The organism is Shewanella sedimentimangrovi (assembly GCF_017354965.1).
GTDB classification, from domain to species: Bacteria; Pseudomonadota; Gammaproteobacteria; order Enterobacterales; family Shewanellaceae; genus Shewanella; species Shewanella cyperi.
This window is the reverse complement of the sequence record NZ_CP071502.1, coordinates 2,405,219-2,422,144: the sequence shown is the minus strand read 5'-3', so window position 1 is coordinate 2,422,144 and position 16,926 is coordinate 2,405,219. Positions and strand designations below refer to the sequence as shown.

Here is a 16,926-nt window from a genome sequence, read left to right as displayed (position 1 = left end):
AATGGCCTGTGGAAAAAATAGGCAACATTGGAAAGGAATAGAAGGCAGAGCCCAATTCCCGGAATCAACAAAAGGCCCGACATTGTCGGGCCTTTTGCTGTTTTGGCTCAGGCATAGCGCTGTTGCAGGAATTGGATAATTTCCCCTGACTCATATAACCAGCGCGTTTCTCCCGCTTCCTCAATGCGCAGGCAGGGCACCTGCACTTTGCCGCCGTGCTGTTGCAACAGTTGTTTATGTTCGGCTTGCTTGGCATCCACCAGGGCTATGTTCAGCCCCTGGCGTTTCATGGCGCGGCGCACCTTGACGCAAAACGGACAGGCAGCGTACTGGTAGAGCGCCAGCGGCTTGGTTTGCTCATCGAGCTGGGCCTGTTGCTCGGGGGCGCGCTTGGGGGCCCTGGGGCTGAAAAGGGCATCGAACAGCAGAATGAGCCGTCCGAGCAGCCAACGAATGATTGCCATAGAAATTCCTTTAATTACACATAAAAAAACCGGCCCATCAGGGCCGGTGGCAGTGTATCCGAAAGGGGGGCTATTGCAAGGCGCTTTCCGGTTTCAATAGTCCGGTTTCAATGTTCCTGATTCAATAGAGCGCTTCTCCAGCGCCTAATTGAGTGTTTAGTCGGCGCCCAGCTCCAAAGTGACCCTGGCGCCTTCCTTGGCCAGCTTGATGCGACTTTCCTTGAGGAATATCCGCTCCGGCGCCAGCTGGAACTGTTCCACCAGAGCCGCCTTGACCGCTTGCGCCCTTTGCTGTGCCAGTGCCCCCAAACTGTCGTCCGAGCGCGGCATGGCCTTGTGTTGCAGATTGTAGAGGGTGATGTGCCAACGCTTGTTGGTTTCCTGGGCCAGGGCATCCGGCGCGTTGGCAAATTCGGCTTCGGTGGCCAGCTTGGCGGCTATGTCGGCCTTGAGCTGGGCCGACCCCTGGTTGTTCTGGTTGTCAAAGCGACGAATCAGGGCATCGGCCAGGGGGCCATCCACGGGCCAGGCGCTGGCGCCGAGGGCTTCCGGCAGCTCAGCATCGCCTGCCAGGGCTTGCAATTCCTGCCTCAGGGCCAGTTCGGCCAGTGCCGGACCGTCGAGCTTGGGATCCACCTGGCCTTCGAGGGTGATCTTGAGTGCGGGCCTGGCGGTCAGTGCCTTGCTCAGGGCGCCCAGCTTACCGGTTTGGGCATCACCGAGGTTTGCCATGCCGGGGGCAAAGGCCAGGCTGTCCAATTCCTCGTCCGAGCCCACCAGCGCCGCCAGCAGTGAGAAGGGGGCCGTGACCGCCTTGGTGATCAAATTGGTAAAGGCCTTGAGCACTATACCGCCGATGCTGAAGCTGGGGTCATCCAGCTCGCCCTTAACCTCAAGCCCCAGATCTATCACCCCATTACTGTCCTGCAACAGGGCGATGGCCAGAGTCACAGGCAGGGAGGTGGCAAGATCGCTGTGGCTGGGTTCGCCCAGCTTGAGTTGATCCACCACCACATGGTTGCTGCCCACCAGGCGGTTGTTGTCGAGCTTATAGTTGAGCTCCAGCGTCAGTTGGCCCCTGTCTATGTAGTAACCGGCATAGGTGCCCGAGTAGGGATTGACCGAGGTCAGCTCCACGTTGCGGAACGACAGGTCGAGATCCAGATAGGGCTTCTCCAGCAAGGGATTCATTTCGCCCTTGAGCACCACGGGGGCATATCTGTCCACCTTGCCCTGGATATCTATGCTCGAGCGCACCTTGGGATCGCTCGACAGCTGGCTTATCTTGCCCTCCAGCAGCTCAATCCCCGAGGCAAAGTGGGGTGTCAGTGAGTTGTCGGCGAAGAAGGCCGAGCCCTGATGGATATTGATCTCGGTGACGCTGATGGTCATGGGCCTTACAGGCTCTGCCTCAGTGCTTGCCTTGGCGGGCTTGGGTGCTGCGGTTTCCGTGCCTTGGGACTCGGGCGCCTTCACCAGAAGATCGCTGATATTGGTGGTCCTGTCTTCGTGAATTATGATGCGGCCATAGGGCTCAAACAGGTCCAGCGAGGCAATCTCGATACTGTTGGCCGCCAAATCGATTTGCAGCCCGGCAACGTCGAGCTTTTGCCATTTCAGCAGGGGGACCTTGGCCCGGGTATCCAGCACAGCCAACTGTGTCAGCGTCGAGTCACCTTCAAACCGCAGCTGCCCTTCACCATCGAGCTTGAATTGACCCGCGACTCCCAATATTCCCTGCTGCAGCTCCAACTGCACCAAGGGCTCCAGATAAGGGGCAAACTGGCTCAGATCCAGCCCGGCCAACTTCAGTTGCCCTTCGGCCTGGCGACTGTCCGGGATCACAGTGGCGTTAAGGTTCAATGCCGCCTGCTCGGGTTTGTCATTGCGGCCCAGGTTCAGGGATGCGGCCAGGGTTACGGCCTGAGTCAGATCGCTGCCAAGGGCGCCTGTCTCAAGTTGGATATCGCTGATGCGCCAATCCACAACCTTATCCAAGCGGGAGGATTCATGGATAAGCAGCTCGCTGTTGCCCAGTTCAAAACGGCCAAGGCGCGCCGTCCAGGCGTTGTTCGCATCGGGTTCTATCGCCGACTGTGGCGCCTGTGATTCTGTGTCGGCAGCCGCTACTGTGTCGCCAATCTGTTCTGTCGTCTCCGGCGCCTGTGATTGCCACAATCTTTGCAGCCCCAGGCCTTGTTTATCGAACGCGGTGGCGAGCTTGAGACCGTCGATGGCCAGCAGTTCGGCATTAGCCTGTTTTTGGGCCAGGGAGACCCGGATACCGTCCAGCGCCAGGCTGGCAAGACTCAGGGGCTCGCCGTCTGCGGGCTTGAGCGCCACATCTGACAACACCAAGCGGCCCTTGCTGAATTCCACCTCGGGCTTGCTATCGTTACCCAGCCCCAGGGTCAGTTTACCTGCCAGGCTCAGGCGCGCACTTTGGGGTTCAAGCAACAGCTTGCCTTCCAGGGCAGGCCAGAATTTCAGCAATGATTGATTGGCGAGCTGGAACTCAACCTCGGCCCCGGGGTGATTCAGGTCAAAATGGCCATTCAAAGAAAACTGCCCCTGGTTGTCGTCCGCCAGATGCAGTTCAAAGCGGTTATGTTCGATATCGGCCAGGGCGGCCCGGCTGTCCAGGGCCATCAGGCTGAAATTGATGTCCGGATAGTGCAAATCAATACCGTGGACCTGATCCGTCACACTGAATTGGCCGCGGCCAAGTCGCAGCCTGTCGATAACGAAGGCGGGTATCGCCGCTGGCGCTGTGTCTGTGGGGGTTGAATCTTTGGCTGGCAGCAGGGAGCTGAAGTTAAAGCTGCCGTCGGCCCGTTGCAGCAAATGACCAAAAGGTCCCTCAAGTTCCAGATTTGCCAGGGTGGGGGCGCCATTGAAGATGCTTTGCCACAGGGAAAAGTTTACCCCGAGACGCTCAAACCCTGTGAAGGGGCTGCCGTCGGATTCGGCCAGGGCAAATTCCCGGGCCTCCAATTCGAGTGTGAACGGGTTAATGCTCAGCTGAGTGAGGCTGACCGGGCGGCCGGTGAGGTCGCTCAGCTTACCGGGCAGCATGGCACCGAGCAGTGCCGGCAGTGCCAGCCCAAAGAGGAAAGCATAAACCAGATAGCCAGACAGCAAATAGCCGGCGATGCGCAGACTGCGTGGCAGCTTTACAAAGCGCTGCCACAGGGATTTTACGGGGGAAAACATTATCAAAAACCTTGATAAGACAAGCGGGTTCCAGAGTCTAAGTGTAACCAATAGCCCGGTAATTTACCTAGCTTATTTCAGTTGAATGCAGCGCAATTACTCAGCACAAACTCAATTAAAACAATCTCTTTTCTTGACATTAACCTTTTGGGCTTTCATCTTGTGGCTGACATCAGCACCCGTCGGTATCCAAGGGACAAGCTCCAGGCAATGACACGTTTTATCCTCGATGACAGCAATTTTAACGCACTGCCCGGTGAGACAGTGTTGGCTGCCCTCAGGCGCCACGGCGCCACTGTGAATTATTCCTGCACCAAGGGCCAGTGCCGCAGTTGCTTGTTGCAACACAAGGCCGGACCCATTCCCAGACAAGCCCAGCGCGGCTTGGAAGCGGGGTTGAAACAGGCGGGGCTGGTGTTGGCCTGCCAGTGTCCGGCCAGGGATAAACTGGTGCTCGCCAGCCTCGACCAGGCCTTTTACCAGGCTGCCGTTATCGTCGACAAGCAATGGCTCACCGACTCGGTGGTGCGGCTGGTGCTCAAACCCGGCACTCCCCTGCATTTTCGGGCCGGTCAATGTTTAAGCCTGCTGGTACCCGGCATGTTCAGCCGTACCTATGGCATTGCCAGTCGTGAAAACGCCGACACCCTGACCCTGCACATAAGGCGCAAACACAATGGCAAACTCAGCCACTGGCTGTTTCACGAGGCCAAAGTGGGAGAGCAATTGCAGCTCAGTCAGCCCTGGGGGGAGTGCTGCTACCGTGCAGAATTCGTTGAAGATGAACTGATAGTGGTGGCCGGTGGCACAGGTATAGGGCCGGCGGCGGCCATAGTGGAGGAGGCCATGGCTTCGGGCCACAGGGGCAAGATTTACCTCTACCACCATGGTCGCAATCTGGAGGATCTCTATCTGCATAGGGAACTGCTGAGACGGATGCTGGAGCGGCGGGAGTTGCACTATCAGGCACTGATCAGCAGTCGCAGCGAGGCCGACAGGATAGACAACAACAGGGTTATCCTGGCCGAACCCCAGGATATTGTGCCGGCACGCCACAGTCTGGAGCGCCACCAGAGGTTGTTTATTCTGGGGGAACCGGCCATGGTGGCCGCCGTCCGTGAGATGGCGTTTCTTGCCGCCTTGCCCATGGACCGCATCCATGTGATGGGCTTTGAATACCGGGATTTGCGCCGCAGCCCACGTTGATGGCTTAGCCCTTTGGTTACTTAGCTCTTGGGGAAGCTGATGGCTCTTGGTCCTTGAGATATTAGTCCTTGAGGTAGCTGATGGCGGCAATCACAGCTCCCAAGGGATCCTCAAGCCAGCAAAAACGGCCAATACCTGCGATATCCTCCGGCCCATAGAGCAGTTTGCCCCCCAGGCTGCGGGCCGTGGCGGCCACGGCGTCCACATCTTCCACCGTAATATAGCCGGTCCAGCGGGCCGGTCCCGTACCCTTGTCGGGGGCAATACCCCCTATGGCCTCACCGTGATTTTCTATGATGTGATAGGGACCATCCTGCAATTTGATGGTCTTGAACTGCCAGCCAAAAACTTGACTGTAGAAGCTCATGGACTGCCTGGGATCCCGGCTGGCGAGCTCGTGCCAACCCAGGGCTCCCGGAGTGGTAAAGGGCGAATTCATTGGGTTTTCCACTCTTTCCAAGGGTAAGATCAAGTGTAGCCTTTACGTCCGCATGTGGTTGTAAAATAGCACTTTACCACCGTCAAAAATATGTTAAGGTGGCGCAATAACAACAAGATATTCCGTCTATTCACTGAATGGCACATGAGGGCACTGCCCATGGTCGTAGTATTAATTCAAGGATGAAGTATGCAGATACGTTTGGCTTCGGCTATCGATCTCGATAATCTGGTTCCCCTGTTTAACGCCTATCGTCAAAGTCTCGGACAAGTCTCGGATCCCCTGGCCGCCCGCGAGTTCCTTGGGGCCCGCCTGCGGGAAAACGATTCGGTAATTTTCCTCGCCCTGGACGAAAACAATGCCGTCGGCTTTATCCAGCTCTATCCCTCTTTTTCATCTATCCTTCTGAAACCATTATGGTATTTTGACGATCTCTACGTCACGCCGGCCTATCGGGAGCAGGGCATAGACAAGCGATTGATCCAAAAGGCCCAGGAATTGGCCCTGGAGGCCGAAGTGTTGGCCGTGCGCCGCACCCATGTCAGCGCCAGCACCTCGGTGGTGCTTGATGAGCACAGCGGCGATCGCACCGTCTATGAGCTGATGGGACCGGCCTGACCCCGCTCGACTCGTGTCTGAATTTTGCTAAAATGCCGCCATTTCAGCGAATTCCTGCAGGAGTATTCCAGTGAACAAGAGCCTGTTAACCAATGGCCTGGCCGCCGCCATGACCGCCGGAGGCCTGGTGGCCCACCAGCCCCTGCTGTTGTCCGTCGGTCTGTTTTCCCTCTCGGGTGCCGTCACCAATGAGCTGGCGGTGCACATGTTGTTTGAGAAGGTGCCCGGCCTGTATGGCTCTGGGGTGATCCCGGCCCGCTTTGAGGATTTCAAGGCCGCCATCCGCAACCTGATGATGGAGCAGTTTTTCACCGATGAGAATATCGACCGCTTTCTGAGCAGTAATGCCGGTGACAGGGCGCTCGACCTCTCAGGTGTTATCGAGCAAATCGACCTGGGGCCGGCCTTCGATGCCTTGGTAGCGACTGTGGCCCAGTCCTCCTTTGGCGGCATGCTGGCCATGTTCGGCGGCACCGAGGCGCTGATGCCCATGAAAGAGCCCTTTGAAGAGAAGATGAAGGCTTCCCTGGTGACCATATCCGGCTCCGAGGAGTTCCATGGCCTGCTGAAGGCCGAGCTGGAGCGGCCGGACATGCTTAAGGATCTCAAGGCCCAGGTGGAGCAGATAGTTCAGAGTCGACTCGATGAGCTGACCCCTGAGCTGGTCAAGACCCTGGTGCAGCAGATGATCCGCGAGCACCTGGGTTGGCTGGTGGTTTGGGGCGGGGTGTTCGGAGGTCTCATTGGCCTTGTGGCCGGACTGCTGCAGGCGTAAGCTGGTAATAAGCCAATCAACAGGGGAACAGTATGGAAAAACATCACAGTATCAATTACCTGGAGCTTCCTGCCCGGGATCTTGAGTCCACAAAAGGCTTTTTCAGCGCCGTATTTGGCTGGCAGTTTCAGGACTATGGCCCGGACTACAGCTGCTTTCTCGACGCAGGCATAGACGGCGGTTTCTTCCGTGCCGAGGCCGACTTCAATACCCAAAGGGGCAGTCCCTTGCTGGTGATTTACAGTGCCGACCTTGAGGCCACCGAGGCCAGCGTCGTTGCCAAGGGTGGCGAGATAATCAAACCGGTCTTTTCCTTCCCCGGCGGTCGTCGCTTTCATTTCACGGATCCCAGCGGCAATGAATTTGCCGTCTGGTCGGAGTAAGCATGCCCCATTGCGTCATTGAATATTCGGCCAATGCCCTTGCCGCAGACAAGGTTACCGCGCTGACCGATGCCGCCCACGGCGTCATGCTGAGCTGTGGCCTGTTTGAACCCGCATCGGTCAAGAGCCGCGCCATTAAACTGGAGCATTTCAGGCTGGGTGAGCAAGGCGGCAGCTTTGTCCATATCAGCATTGCCATCATGCCCGGGCGCAGTGATGGGCAAAAGCAGGCGCTGCTGCAGGCCATGGACGAGGCGCTTGCGCCCTGGCTTGGTGATTGCGACAGCCTGACCATGGAAGTGGTGGAATTGGTGCAAAGCGCCTATTTCAAGCGGCTTCGCCCCTGATGCTGCACACCTGTTGATAGTGAGGCCCAAATGAACCGCCAATCCTTGCCTTCGCCCTGTGTTCGCAACTGCTGCCTGGATGAGGCCGATGTGTGCCTGGGTTGCGGCCGTACCCTGGAAGAAGTGCTGCGCTGGCATCATGCGGACCTTGCCGAGCAGCAAGCTATTCTGGAGCGGGCCCAATCGCGGCTCGCGAAGCGCCAGCTGGCACAGCCGCTGCAGGATTACTGATAGCAGCCCCCGCAAAGATTTAAATGGCTTAACCATGAAAAAGAGCACACCTTGGTGTGCTCTTTTGCTATTTAGCAGTGGTCAGTTGTACAGGACCGTCAATAACTCTGGCTGTGCACCGAGCGCACCGCACGACCGGAAGGGTCTATGATCCCCTGCAGACTGGCATCCCAGGCAAGCGCCTCGGGGGTGGAGCAGGCCACACTCTTGCCGCCGGGCACCGTCAATGCGGCCGACTCCAGCGGAAACAGCTCTTCAAAGAAGCTGCGGTAGAAATAGGCTTCCTTGGTGTCCGGCGTGTTGTGGGGGAAGCGGAAGCGGGCGTTGGCCAGCTGCAGATCGTCCACCACAGAGGCGGCATGCTCTTTCAGGCCGTCAATCCAGCTGTAGCCGACACCGTCGCTGAACTGCTCCTTCTGGCGCCAGGCCACCTCGGCCGGCAACTTGTGCTCAAATGCCTGCCGCAGAATATGCTTCTCAATCTTGCCCTTGCCCGACATCTTGGCCTGGGGGTTGAGGCGCATGGCCACGTCCATAAATTCCTTGTCGAGAAAGGGCACCCTGGCCTCCAGTCCCCAGGCGGCCATGGCCTTGTTGGCCCGCAGGCAATCGTACAGGTGCAGCTTGTCCAGCTTGCGCACCAGCTCCTCGTGGAAGGCTTGGGCGTTCGGCGCCTTGTGGAAGTAGAGATAGCCACCGAAGAGTTCGTCGGCCCCTTCGCCGGAGAGCACCATCTTGATCCCCATGGCCTTGATTTTGCGCGCCATCAGGTACATGGGCGTTGCCGCCCTGATGGTGGTGACATCATAGGTTTCCAGGTGATAGATCACTTCCTTGATGGCATCCAGACCTTCCTGGAAGGTGAAGTTAATCTCGTGATGTATAGTGCCTATGGCATCTGCCACCTTGCGGGAGGCGGCCAGATCCGGCGCGCCCTTCAAACCCACCGCAAAGGAGTGCAACTGGGGCCACCAGGCATCGCTCTGGCTGTTGTCCTCGATGCGCTTTTTGGCGAAGGTCTGGGTAATGGCCGAGACAATGGAGGAATCCAGACCACCGGACAGCAGTACGCCGTAGGGCACATCTGACATCAGCTGGCGTTTGACCGCAGCTTCCAGCGCCTGACGCAGCTCGTCGATGTCGGCACTGTTTTCGGCCACGGCCTGATAATCGCGCCAATCCCTTTGGTAATAGCATTGGGGCTGACCTTGAACCGAGCTGTGGAAATGGCCGGGAGGGAAGGTGGCCACCTGACGGCACACGGGTATCAGGGCCTTCATTTCCGAGGCCACATAGAAGTTACCGGCGGCGTCGTGGCCTGTGTACAGGGGAATGATCCCCATGTGATCGCGACCAATCAGGTAACTGCCCTTGGCCTTGTCATAGAGCACAAAGGCGAAGATGCCGTTGAGCTTATCGAGAAACTCAACACCGTATTCCTGGTACAGGGCGAGGATCACTTCGCAGTCGCTGTTGGTCTGATAGCTGTACTTGTCGCCCAGCTCGGCCTTGAGTTCCCTGTGGTTGTAGATCTCACCGTTGACCGCCAGCACCAGACTGCCATCTTCGCTTAACAGTGGTTGGGCCCCGTGTTCTATATCGACAATTGCCAGGCGTTCGTGGGCCAGTATCGCCTGATCATCGGCGTAGATCCCCGACCAGTCGGGGCCGCGGTGACGCAACAGCTTGGACATTTCCAGCGCCGTTTGCCTGAGGGCCTTGGCGTCACCCTGAATATCCAGAATAGAGAAGATGGAACACATGCTAAGACTCCCGAATCGACAACAATGCTATGGGCACACTGTGCCAGCATTTGCCGGGAATGCCAAACTTAAAATTGATGAAAAATGGTGTTTTAGGTGTCTTATGATGTGAAAAAGCTGGCTGTAACGCTATTTAAAATGAATAAAAGCCAATTATATGATGCGTAAGATGAGATATGTTTATTTGTAGTGTCGCAATGTCGCCGGGGATTGTTTTTTCTCCATTGGATTGGTGAAAAAATGCATGTTTGCTAAAAATAACCGCCGTTGATTGATTTTTACCCTGTTGCGGCCGGCATTTTGATGGAACATCATCGCCCAAATATCGTCGCCCAAAAAAACGCAGCCCGGAGGCTGCGCTGTTTTTATGACTCAGCTTATGACTCAGCTGGCAGGTCTGAGGCTGTGGAATTCACTGCCCTTGACGTAACCCGGCCTCGCTGTCGAACTGGCCAGTGTCTTGGCTGTGTCGTAAAACACCGCCATGTCTTCCAACGCGCCACTCAGATCCCAGTCCTCGCGATAATGGTCACAGACGTTGTGGTAGCAGCCTTTCATCTTCAGTTTCATCTGTTCCTTGTAATCTGCGGTAGCCTGATCCACAGGTTCATCACCGCCCCCGGCGAATACCGCAGGAACCCCGTACTTGGCGAAGCTGAAATGGTCAGAGCGGAAGAAACCGCCTGACGCCGGATTCCTGTCGCCCACGGCCTTGCGACCCTGACGGGTGGCGGCCTCAATCAGATAGCTTTCCAGCTGTGATTGGCCCTTACCCACTATGGTGAAATCCTTGGTGCGGCCATAGACATTGGTGCTGTCCATGTTGAGCACGGCTATGGTGTCTTTCAGTGGGAACAGGGGATTGGCGGAATAATAACGGGATCCCAATAAGCCTTGCTCCTCACCCGTGGTGGCGACAAAGGTCAGTGAGCGGCGCAGCTTGTGTCCCATTGCTGCTTCGCGGGCAAACTGGCGGGCAATTTCCACTATGGCGGCGGTACCCGAGGCATTGTCGAGGGCGCCGTTATAGATCTGGTCCCCTTCTTTGGTCTCGTCCTTGCCTATGTGATCCCAATGGGCGGTAAAGAGAATGTGCTCATTGGCAGCGTCTGTGCCGGGCAGGGTGGCGACCAGGTTATAGCTGTCGCTGTAACTGGCCCCATTGGCAAATTGGATATTGGCCTTGCCACCTAATGCAACTTGGGTTGGCGCCTTGGCAGCCCGTCGCATCAGGGCGGGAAGATCCTGTCCCTGCTGCGTAAACAGCTTGTTGGCAAAATCCAGCGTCATCCAGCCTTCCACCTGCACCCTGGCATCGCGCTCGGCCTTGGACAGCACCAAGTCCTGTTGGGGACCGGTCCAGCTGTTTTCCACCACGGACCAGGGGTAGGAAGCCGGCTCAGTGTCGTGGATTATGATGGCACCGAGCGCCCCCTGGCGGCTGGCCTCTTCAAACTTATAGTTCCAACGGCCGTAGTAGGTCATGGCCTTGCCGTTGAATATGCCCGAGTCCGGTGCGGCAAAACCTGGGTCGTTGACCAGGATCACGGCTATCTTGCCCCTCATGTCGAGACCGGCATAGTCATCCCAATCGTATTCCGGCGCCTTGACGCCGTAGCCGACAAACACCAGCGGCGCATCCTTGATGTCGACACCGCCGTTATCATGGCGACTGCCGAGTACTATGTCCTTGCGATAGCTTGCCTGGAGTCCGGCGAGGCTGACGCTTTGGTTTTCGCTGGCGCTGTAGGTCACCATGGGCACGCTTTGCAGGAAGCTGCCCTGGTTGGCGCCCTTGAGTCCCATGGCCTTGAAGGCGGTGACCAGGTAATCCAGGGTCAGTTTTTCGCCCTTGGTGGTGGGGGCCCGGCCCTCGAACTCGTCCGATGCCAGTACCTTGATGTCGTTGCGGTAACGCGCCTCGTTAAATTGCGGCCCGGTAGAGGCCTCCTGATTGCCGGCATTGCTGCATGCACTGAGCAGTGCCAGCAGGGTGAGAGGTAACAAAGGTTTCATTGGGTTCCTGCTTTCTTATAATTTTTTAATTAACGCTTGTAGGGTTGAAGCGGCCCCATAATGACAAAGGCCGCCTGCCCAGTACAAGGCAAACGGCCACTTTTGTGTGACTTTTTGTTTCCGAATTTGTTACAGCTCTGGTCGGCGGCAAAGCTAAGCTAAACCACGTCAATGTCACCGGCGCAGGCAAACACATGGTTGGGCCTGAATGGCTCCCGCTCAATATCCTCCAGCTTGCTGACCCCGCTGGTGACCAATATGGTCTCCAGCCCCGCCTGGAAGCCCGCCAGAATATCGGTGCGCATGTTGTCACCTATGATGACGGTATTGTCCGAGTGGCCATTGATGTGATTGAGGGCCGAGCGCACTATCCAGCTGCTGGGTTTGCCGACATAGAAGGGCATCTTGCCGGTGATCCGCTCAATGGGCGCACACAGGGCGCCGCAGGCGGGGCTGTACGCCGGGCCATGGGTGTCCGGGTTGGTGGCGATAAAGCGGGCGCCATCGGCGACAAAGCGGGCGGCCTTGTGGATCATGTCCCAGTTGTAGGAGCGGGTCTCGCCGACGATGACAAAGTCCGGATTGATGTCGGTAATGGTAAAGCCGGCCTTGTACAGTTCGTGGGTCAGGGCGCCTTCGCCTATGACAAATGCCTTGCTACCCTCCTGGTGTTTGAGAAAATCGGCGGTGGCCATGGCGGCGGTATAGAAGCACTCCTCCGGCACCTGGATCCCGGCGGCGCCGAGGCGGTTTTGCAGATCCTTGCCCGTCTGCACCGGGTAATTGGTGAGGATCACCAAGGGATTGCCCTGCTCAAGAATGCGGTGAATAAAGCGGTCGCTGCCCGGCACCAGCTTGTTATCGTGCAGCAATACACCATCGATATCACAGATAATATTCTTCATTGCAACGTCCTGATTTATAGCCTGGGGGCTGGGGTATTTGTGGCTCGGATCATGGAATACAGCCTAGCGTCAAAGTGCGTGAGTTATCAATGGCAAAGCAAGAAAAGCGGGGCGGGCGTAACAAAAGCAGCAAAAAGTGTCAGGCATAAAAAAAGCGGCCATAGCCGCTTTTTAATTCATCCAGATGGACGGGAGTGAGTTATCAGTCCGGCGCGTAGCCCATGGGGCCGATGGCGTTGCCATCGAGCCAAGCCTGGCCGTCCTTCATGGCCAGTCGACCATTGGCGAACCACTTCACCACCAGGGGATAGATGGCGTGTTCCTGCTCATGGACCCGCTCGGCCAGCAGCTCTGGGGTGTCGTCTTCGTAGACGGGCACCTTGGCCTGCAGGATCACCGGACCCGCGTCCAGCTCAGGGATCACAAAGTGCACGCTGGCACCGTGTTCTGTTTCACCGGCCTCGATGGCACGCTGATGGGTGTCCAGACCGGTGAATTTGGGCAGCAGTGACGGGTGTATGTTAAGCATACGGCCCAGGTAGCGCTGCACAAAACCGTCGGACAGGATCCGCATAAAGCCGGCGAGCACGATAAGGTCCGGCTGATAGCTGTCTATGATGGCTGCGAGGCGCTCATCGTAGTCGGCGCGCTTTTCACCCTTTTGGGCAATGACGCAGCTGGTATCGATTTGGGCATGGTGGGCGCGAATAAGGCCATAGGCCTCGGGCTTGTTGCTGATAACAGCAACCACCTCGGCATGCTGTTTGTCCTGACAGGCGTCAATGATGGCCTGCAGGTTACTGCCATTGCCTGAAATCAATACCACTACACGACAGCTCGCAGCCATTTACACTATCTCCACTTGCTCTTCGTCACTGTTGCGGGCAGCGATGGCACCAATGTGCCAAGCTTGCTCACCTTCGGCATTGAGCAGGGCGAGGGCCGCATCCACCTTGTTTGCTGGCAGGGCGACAATCATGCCCACGCCGCAGTTGAAGGTGCGGTACATTTCGTACTCGGCGATGTTGCCGGCATCCTTGAGCCAGGAGAACACCGCTGGCCATTGCCAGCTGTCACCCTGGATCACTGCCTTGCAATCTTCGGGCAGAACGCGGGGGATGTTTTCCCAGAAACCGCCACCAGTGATATGCGCCATGGCGTGAACCTCGGACGCTTCAATCAGCTTCAGCAGCGATTTGACATAAATTTTGGTGGGTTCCAGCAGATGCTGGATCAGCGGCTTGCCGTTGAGATCCTGCTGCGGGTCGGCCTTGCTCACTTCCAGAACCTTACGGATCAGTGAGTAACCGTTGGAGTGTGGACCGCTGGATGCCAGGGCGATCAGGGCGTCACCGGCCTTGACCTTGGAGCCGTCGATGATGTCTTCTTTTTCAACCACACCGACACAGAAACCGGCCAGGTCGTAGTCTTCACCTTCGTACATGCCGGGCATTTCGGCGGTTTCACCACCGATCAGGGCACAACCTGACTGGAAGCAACCTTCGCCAATGCCATTGACCACGGCGGTAGCGATTTCCACATCCAGCTTGCCGGTGGCGTAGTAATCGAGGAAGAACAGTGGCTCTGCGCCCTGTACTATCAGGTCGTTGACACACATGGCCACCAGGTCGATACCGACTGTGTCATGCTTTTTGTAATCAATGGCCAGACGCAGCTTGGTACCCACGCCATCGGTACCGGACACCAACACTGGGTGCTTGTACTTGGTGGGCAGTTCACACAGAGCACCGAATCCACCCAGGTTGCCCATAACTTCGGGGCGACGGGTACGCTTTACAGCGGATTTGATGTTGTTGACCAGTGCGTTGCCTGCGTCGATATCGACACCGGCGTCTTTGTAGCTCAGTGGGGTAGGAGTGCTCACGGAGATCCTCTCGGGTACATCGTTATGGATTTTATGCGGGCGTATTCTAGCAGCTTGTGCAGGGGGTCGAAAGGAAAGTTTTGGTCAATCAGGCGTCTTTCCGAGGAGAGTTTCCGACCTGGGTCACGAATTGAACGTCATTTGCCGTAATGGTGAAACTTTCTGTTTTACCTATAGAACAAATAAACTAAAATCCCGAAAATTTGCCTAAAACGAGTCAAAAAGCAGGAGAATGACATGAAAGTTGTCGAAGTGAAGCATCCTCTGGTGCGCCACAAGATCGGACTGATGCGCGAAGGTGATATCAGCACCAAGCGTTTCCGCGAACTGGCAGCGGAAGTGGGCAGTTTGCTCACCTACGAAGCCACCGCCGATCTGGAAACCGAAAGGGTGACCATCGAAGGCTGGAATGGTCCTGTGGAAGTAGAGCAAATCAAGGGCAAGAAGGTGACAGTGGTGCCTATCCTGCGTGCGGGTCTGGGCATGATGGACGGCGTGCTGGAGCATATCCCCAGCGCCCGCATTTCTGTGGTGGGCATCTACCGTAACGAAGAAACCCTGGAGCCAGTACCTTATTTCGAGAAGCTGTGCTCCAACGTTGACGAGCGTCTGGCGCTGATTGTTGATCCCATGTTGGCCACCGGCGGCTCCATGATTGCCACCATCGACTTGCTCAAGCAGCGCGGCTGCAAGCAAATCAAGGCCCTGGTGCTGGTAGCAGCTCCTGAAGGCATTGCCGCCCTGGAAAAGGCCCATCCTGATGTGGAGCTTTACACCGCTGCCATTGACAGGTGCCTCAATGAGCACGGCTATATTCTGCCGGGCCTAGGCGATGCCGGTGACAAGATTTTCGGCACTAAATAAGCTGTCAAGAATGTAAGCCGTAAAGCATTTTAAAAAGGCGCCCAGGGCGCCTTTTTTATTGCCCGCATATCGACTTGCCCGCCCATTTGGGCTCCTTCGGGATTTCACGCAAGGGACAGATTTCAGTGGCCTTTCGGGAGAAGGGCCTACACTTGAGTGGACAGTTTCCATTGGAAGTCCGCCCATGACCAAACCCGTAATCGCCAACAACAGGCCGGCCAAGGTGAATCTTGAGGCCGGTAAGGAATACCTTTTCTGTGTCTGCGGCCGCTCCGCCAGCCAGCCCTTTTGTGACGGCTCCCATGCCGGCAGTGGCCTGACGCCCAAGCGCTTTGTTGCCAAGACCAGCGAGACCGCTTACCTGTGCCAGTGCAAGCACACGGGCAATGCTCCATTTTGCGACGGCACCCACAAGCAGTTTGATGACGACATGGTGGGCAAGGAAGGACCGGGCATTGCAGTGAAAGCTGGCGGCAAGGTGGTGGCCAACGTTGCGCCCAAGGCCCGGGCCACGGCGGAGGAGCCCACGGTGGAGTTTATTCACCAGTTGGCGCGGGAAGGATTGGAGGGCGTGGGCCGCCATGGCCCCATGACCGCCATGGGAGTGCCGAGGCAGCAATTGCCCCACTGGGATCAGCTACAAATTATGGTGGCCCAGATGGCCACCAAGCCGCTGATGGAAAATGTGCCTGTGGCGACCGAGCTGGTGATTGGCCCCGAGGCCCGCAAGCCGCTGGTGCTGAAGATGCCGCTGCTGGTGTCGGACATGAGTTTCGGCTCTTTGTCGGAAGAAGCCAAGGTCGCCATGGCCATGGGGGCCGAGTTGGCCGGTACCGGCATTTGTTCAGGTGAGGGCGGCATGTTGCCCGAAGAGCAGGCGGCCAATTCGCGCTATTTTTATGAACTCGCCAGTGCCAAGTTCGGCTTCAGGGAAGAATTGCTGCAAAAGGTGCAGAGCTTTCACTTCAAGGGCGGCCAGGGGGCCAAGACAGGGACCGGCGGCCATCTGCCGGGAATAAAAAATCACGGCAAAATCTCCCTGGTGCGTGGTATTCCAGAGGGACAGGACGCCATCTCACCGCCCACCTTTAAAGATCTGGTCACTGTCGCCGATTTCCGCCGCTTCGGTGAAAGAGTCAGGGAGATCAGCGGCGGTATTCCCATTGGTTTTAAACTCAGCGCCAATCACATAGAGCAGGATATCCAGTTTGCCCTGGATGCCGGGGCCGATTACATCATTCTCGACGGTCGCGGTGGTGGCACCGGGGCGGCGCCGGCGATGTTTCGCGATCATATCAGCGTGCCCACCATACCGGCCCTGGCGCGGGCGAGACGTTATCTCGACAGTCAGGGCATGAGCGGCCGGGTGACGCTGATCATCACCGGCGGTCTGCGTATACCTGTGGACTTCGTCAAGGCCCTGGCCCTGGGGGCCGATGGGGTGGCCATAGCCAACAGTGCCATGCAGGCCATAGGCTGTGTCGGCGCCAGGATCTGTAACACCAACTTGTGCCCGGCGGGCATAGCCACCCAGGATCCCGAACTGCGTAAGCGTTTGAACGTGCCCCAGGCGGCGCAGCAGTTGCAGCGCTTTTTGGAGTCCTCAGTAACCCTGATGCAGGTGATGGCCAGGGCCTGTGGTCACAGTGCCCTTAAAGGCTTTAACCCCAATGATCTGGCCACCTGGCACAGGGACATGGCCCTGCTGAGCGGCGTGGCCTACGCCGGCTATACGCCGCTGCAACGGGAATAGCGCCGGTGGCCTTTCTGTACAGGGCTATAAGTTTGTAACATACTGGCGTTTATGAAAATTTCAG

The 16,926-nt window shown here is 57.2% G+C and carries 16 protein-coding genes; 8 read left to right on the top strand and 8 right to left on the bottom strand.

The genetic code is table 11. The features are described 5' to 3' along the window. Positions 1-107: 107 nt before the first annotated feature. Together JYB85_RS10530 and JYB85_RS10525 are read right to left on the bottom strand one after the other, a co-directional pair. Positions 108-464: a glutaredoxin family protein gene (locus tag JYB85_RS10530; RefSeq protein WP_207379269.1), complete on the bottom strand. Its 357-nt coding sequence runs from the start codon at positions 462-464 to the stop codon at positions 108-110. A 156-nt stretch (positions 465-620) separates the two neighbouring features. After that, complete coding sequence (locus JYB85_RS10525) at positions 621-3,677, bottom strand: DUF748 domain-containing protein (RefSeq protein ID WP_207379268.1); 3,057 nt, start codon at positions 3,675-3,677, stop codon at positions 621-623. A gap of 210 nt (positions 3,678-3,887) precedes the next feature. Here JYB85_RS10525 and JYB85_RS10520 point away from each other — a divergent pair, with 210 nt between their 5' ends. Then, positions 3,888-4,883: a 2Fe-2S iron-sulfur cluster-binding protein gene (locus JYB85_RS10520; RefSeq protein ID WP_207379267.1), complete on the top strand. Its 996-nt coding sequence runs from the start codon at positions 3,888-3,890 to the stop codon at positions 4,881-4,883. Between the two features lie 61 nt (positions 4,884-4,944). On the opposite strand, the gene JYB85_RS10515 is transcribed toward JYB85_RS10520, so the two are convergent. Next, a complete protein-coding gene (locus tag JYB85_RS10515; protein WP_207379266.1) occupies positions 4,945-5,322 on the bottom strand; it encodes a VOC family protein in 378 nt (125 codons plus the stop codon). Positions 5,323-5,511: 189 nt separating this feature from the next. Between JYB85_RS10515 and JYB85_RS10510 the strand changes: the two genes are divergently transcribed. The 5 genes from JYB85_RS10510 to JYB85_RS10490 all read left to right on the top strand — a co-directional run bounded on the left by JYB85_RS10510 (position 5,512) and on the right by JYB85_RS10490 (position 7,676). After that, the gene (locus JYB85_RS10510; protein WP_207379265.1) at positions 5,512-5,940 is read left to right on the top strand and encodes a GNAT family N-acetyltransferase; all 429 of its coding nucleotides are present in this window, start codon (positions 5,512-5,514) and stop codon (positions 5,938-5,940) included. A 70-nt stretch (positions 5,941-6,010) separates the two neighbouring features. Next, positions 6,011-6,715 carry a DUF445 domain-containing protein gene (locus JYB85_RS10505; RefSeq protein ID WP_207379264.1) on the top strand — a complete coding sequence of 235 codons (705 nt, stop codon included), beginning with the start codon at positions 6,011-6,013 and terminating at the stop codon, positions 6,713-6,715. Positions 6,716-6,747: 32 nt separating this feature from the next. Then, a complete protein-coding gene (locus JYB85_RS10500; RefSeq protein ID WP_207379263.1) occupies positions 6,748-7,098 on the top strand; it encodes a VOC family protein in 351 nt (116 codons plus the stop codon). A gap of 2 nt (positions 7,099-7,100) precedes the next feature. Continuing rightward, on the top strand, positions 7,101-7,445 hold the full coding sequence (locus JYB85_RS10495) for a 5-carboxymethyl-2-hydroxymuconate Delta-isomerase (protein WP_207379262.1): 345 nt from the start codon (positions 7,101-7,103) through the stop codon (positions 7,443-7,445). Positions 7,446-7,475: 30 nt separating this feature from the next. After that, a complete protein-coding gene (locus tag JYB85_RS10490) occupies positions 7,476-7,676 on the top strand; it encodes a DUF1289 domain-containing protein (RefSeq protein WP_207322756.1) in 201 nt (66 codons plus the stop codon). 98 nt (positions 7,677-7,774) lie between these two features. Here JYB85_RS10490 and asnB read toward each other — a convergent pair whose 3' ends face one another. The 5 genes from asnB to purM all read right to left on the bottom strand — a co-directional run bounded on the left by asnB (position 7,775) and on the right by purM (position 14,245). Next, entirely contained in the window at positions 7,775-9,439 is a 1,665-nt protein-coding gene (gene asnB / locus JYB85_RS10485) for an asparagine synthase B (protein ID WP_207379261.1), read from the bottom strand. A gap of 384 nt (positions 9,440-9,823) precedes the next feature. Then, positions 9,824-11,455: a M28 family metallopeptidase gene (locus JYB85_RS10480; protein ID WP_207379260.1), complete on the bottom strand. Its 1,632-nt coding sequence runs from the start codon at positions 11,453-11,455 to the stop codon at positions 9,824-9,826. A gap of 158 nt (positions 11,456-11,613) precedes the next feature. After that, complete coding sequence (locus JYB85_RS10475) at positions 11,614-12,360, bottom strand: HAD-IIA family hydrolase (protein ID WP_207379259.1); 747 nt, start codon at positions 12,358-12,360, stop codon at positions 11,614-11,616. A gap of 202 nt (positions 12,361-12,562) precedes the next feature. Then, the gene (gene purN, locus JYB85_RS10470; protein ID WP_207379258.1) at positions 12,563-13,207 is read right to left on the bottom strand and encodes a phosphoribosylglycinamide formyltransferase; all 645 of its coding nucleotides are present in this window, start codon (positions 13,205-13,207) and stop codon (positions 12,563-12,565) included. Next, positions 13,208-14,245, bottom strand: coding sequence for a phosphoribosylformylglycinamidine cyclo-ligase (gene purM, locus JYB85_RS10465; RefSeq protein WP_207379257.1), 1,038 nt, complete (start codon positions 14,243-14,245; stop codon positions 13,208-13,210). It abuts the gene before it with no gap. 237 nt (positions 14,246-14,482) lie between these two features. Here purM and upp point away from each other — a divergent pair, with 237 nt between their 5' ends. Both upp and JYB85_RS10455 read left to right on the top strand, forming a co-directional pair. Beyond that, positions 14,483-15,109 carry a uracil phosphoribosyltransferase gene (gene upp, locus JYB85_RS10460; RefSeq protein ID WP_207325978.1) on the top strand — a complete coding sequence of 209 codons (627 nt, stop codon included), beginning with the start codon at positions 14,483-14,485 and terminating at the stop codon, positions 15,107-15,109. Between the two features lie 184 nt (positions 15,110-15,293). After that, positions 15,294-16,862: a glutamate synthase-related protein gene (locus JYB85_RS10455; RefSeq protein WP_207379256.1), complete on the top strand. Its 1,569-nt coding sequence runs from the start codon at positions 15,294-15,296 to the stop codon at positions 16,860-16,862. Positions 16,863-16,926: the final 64 nt, after the last annotated feature.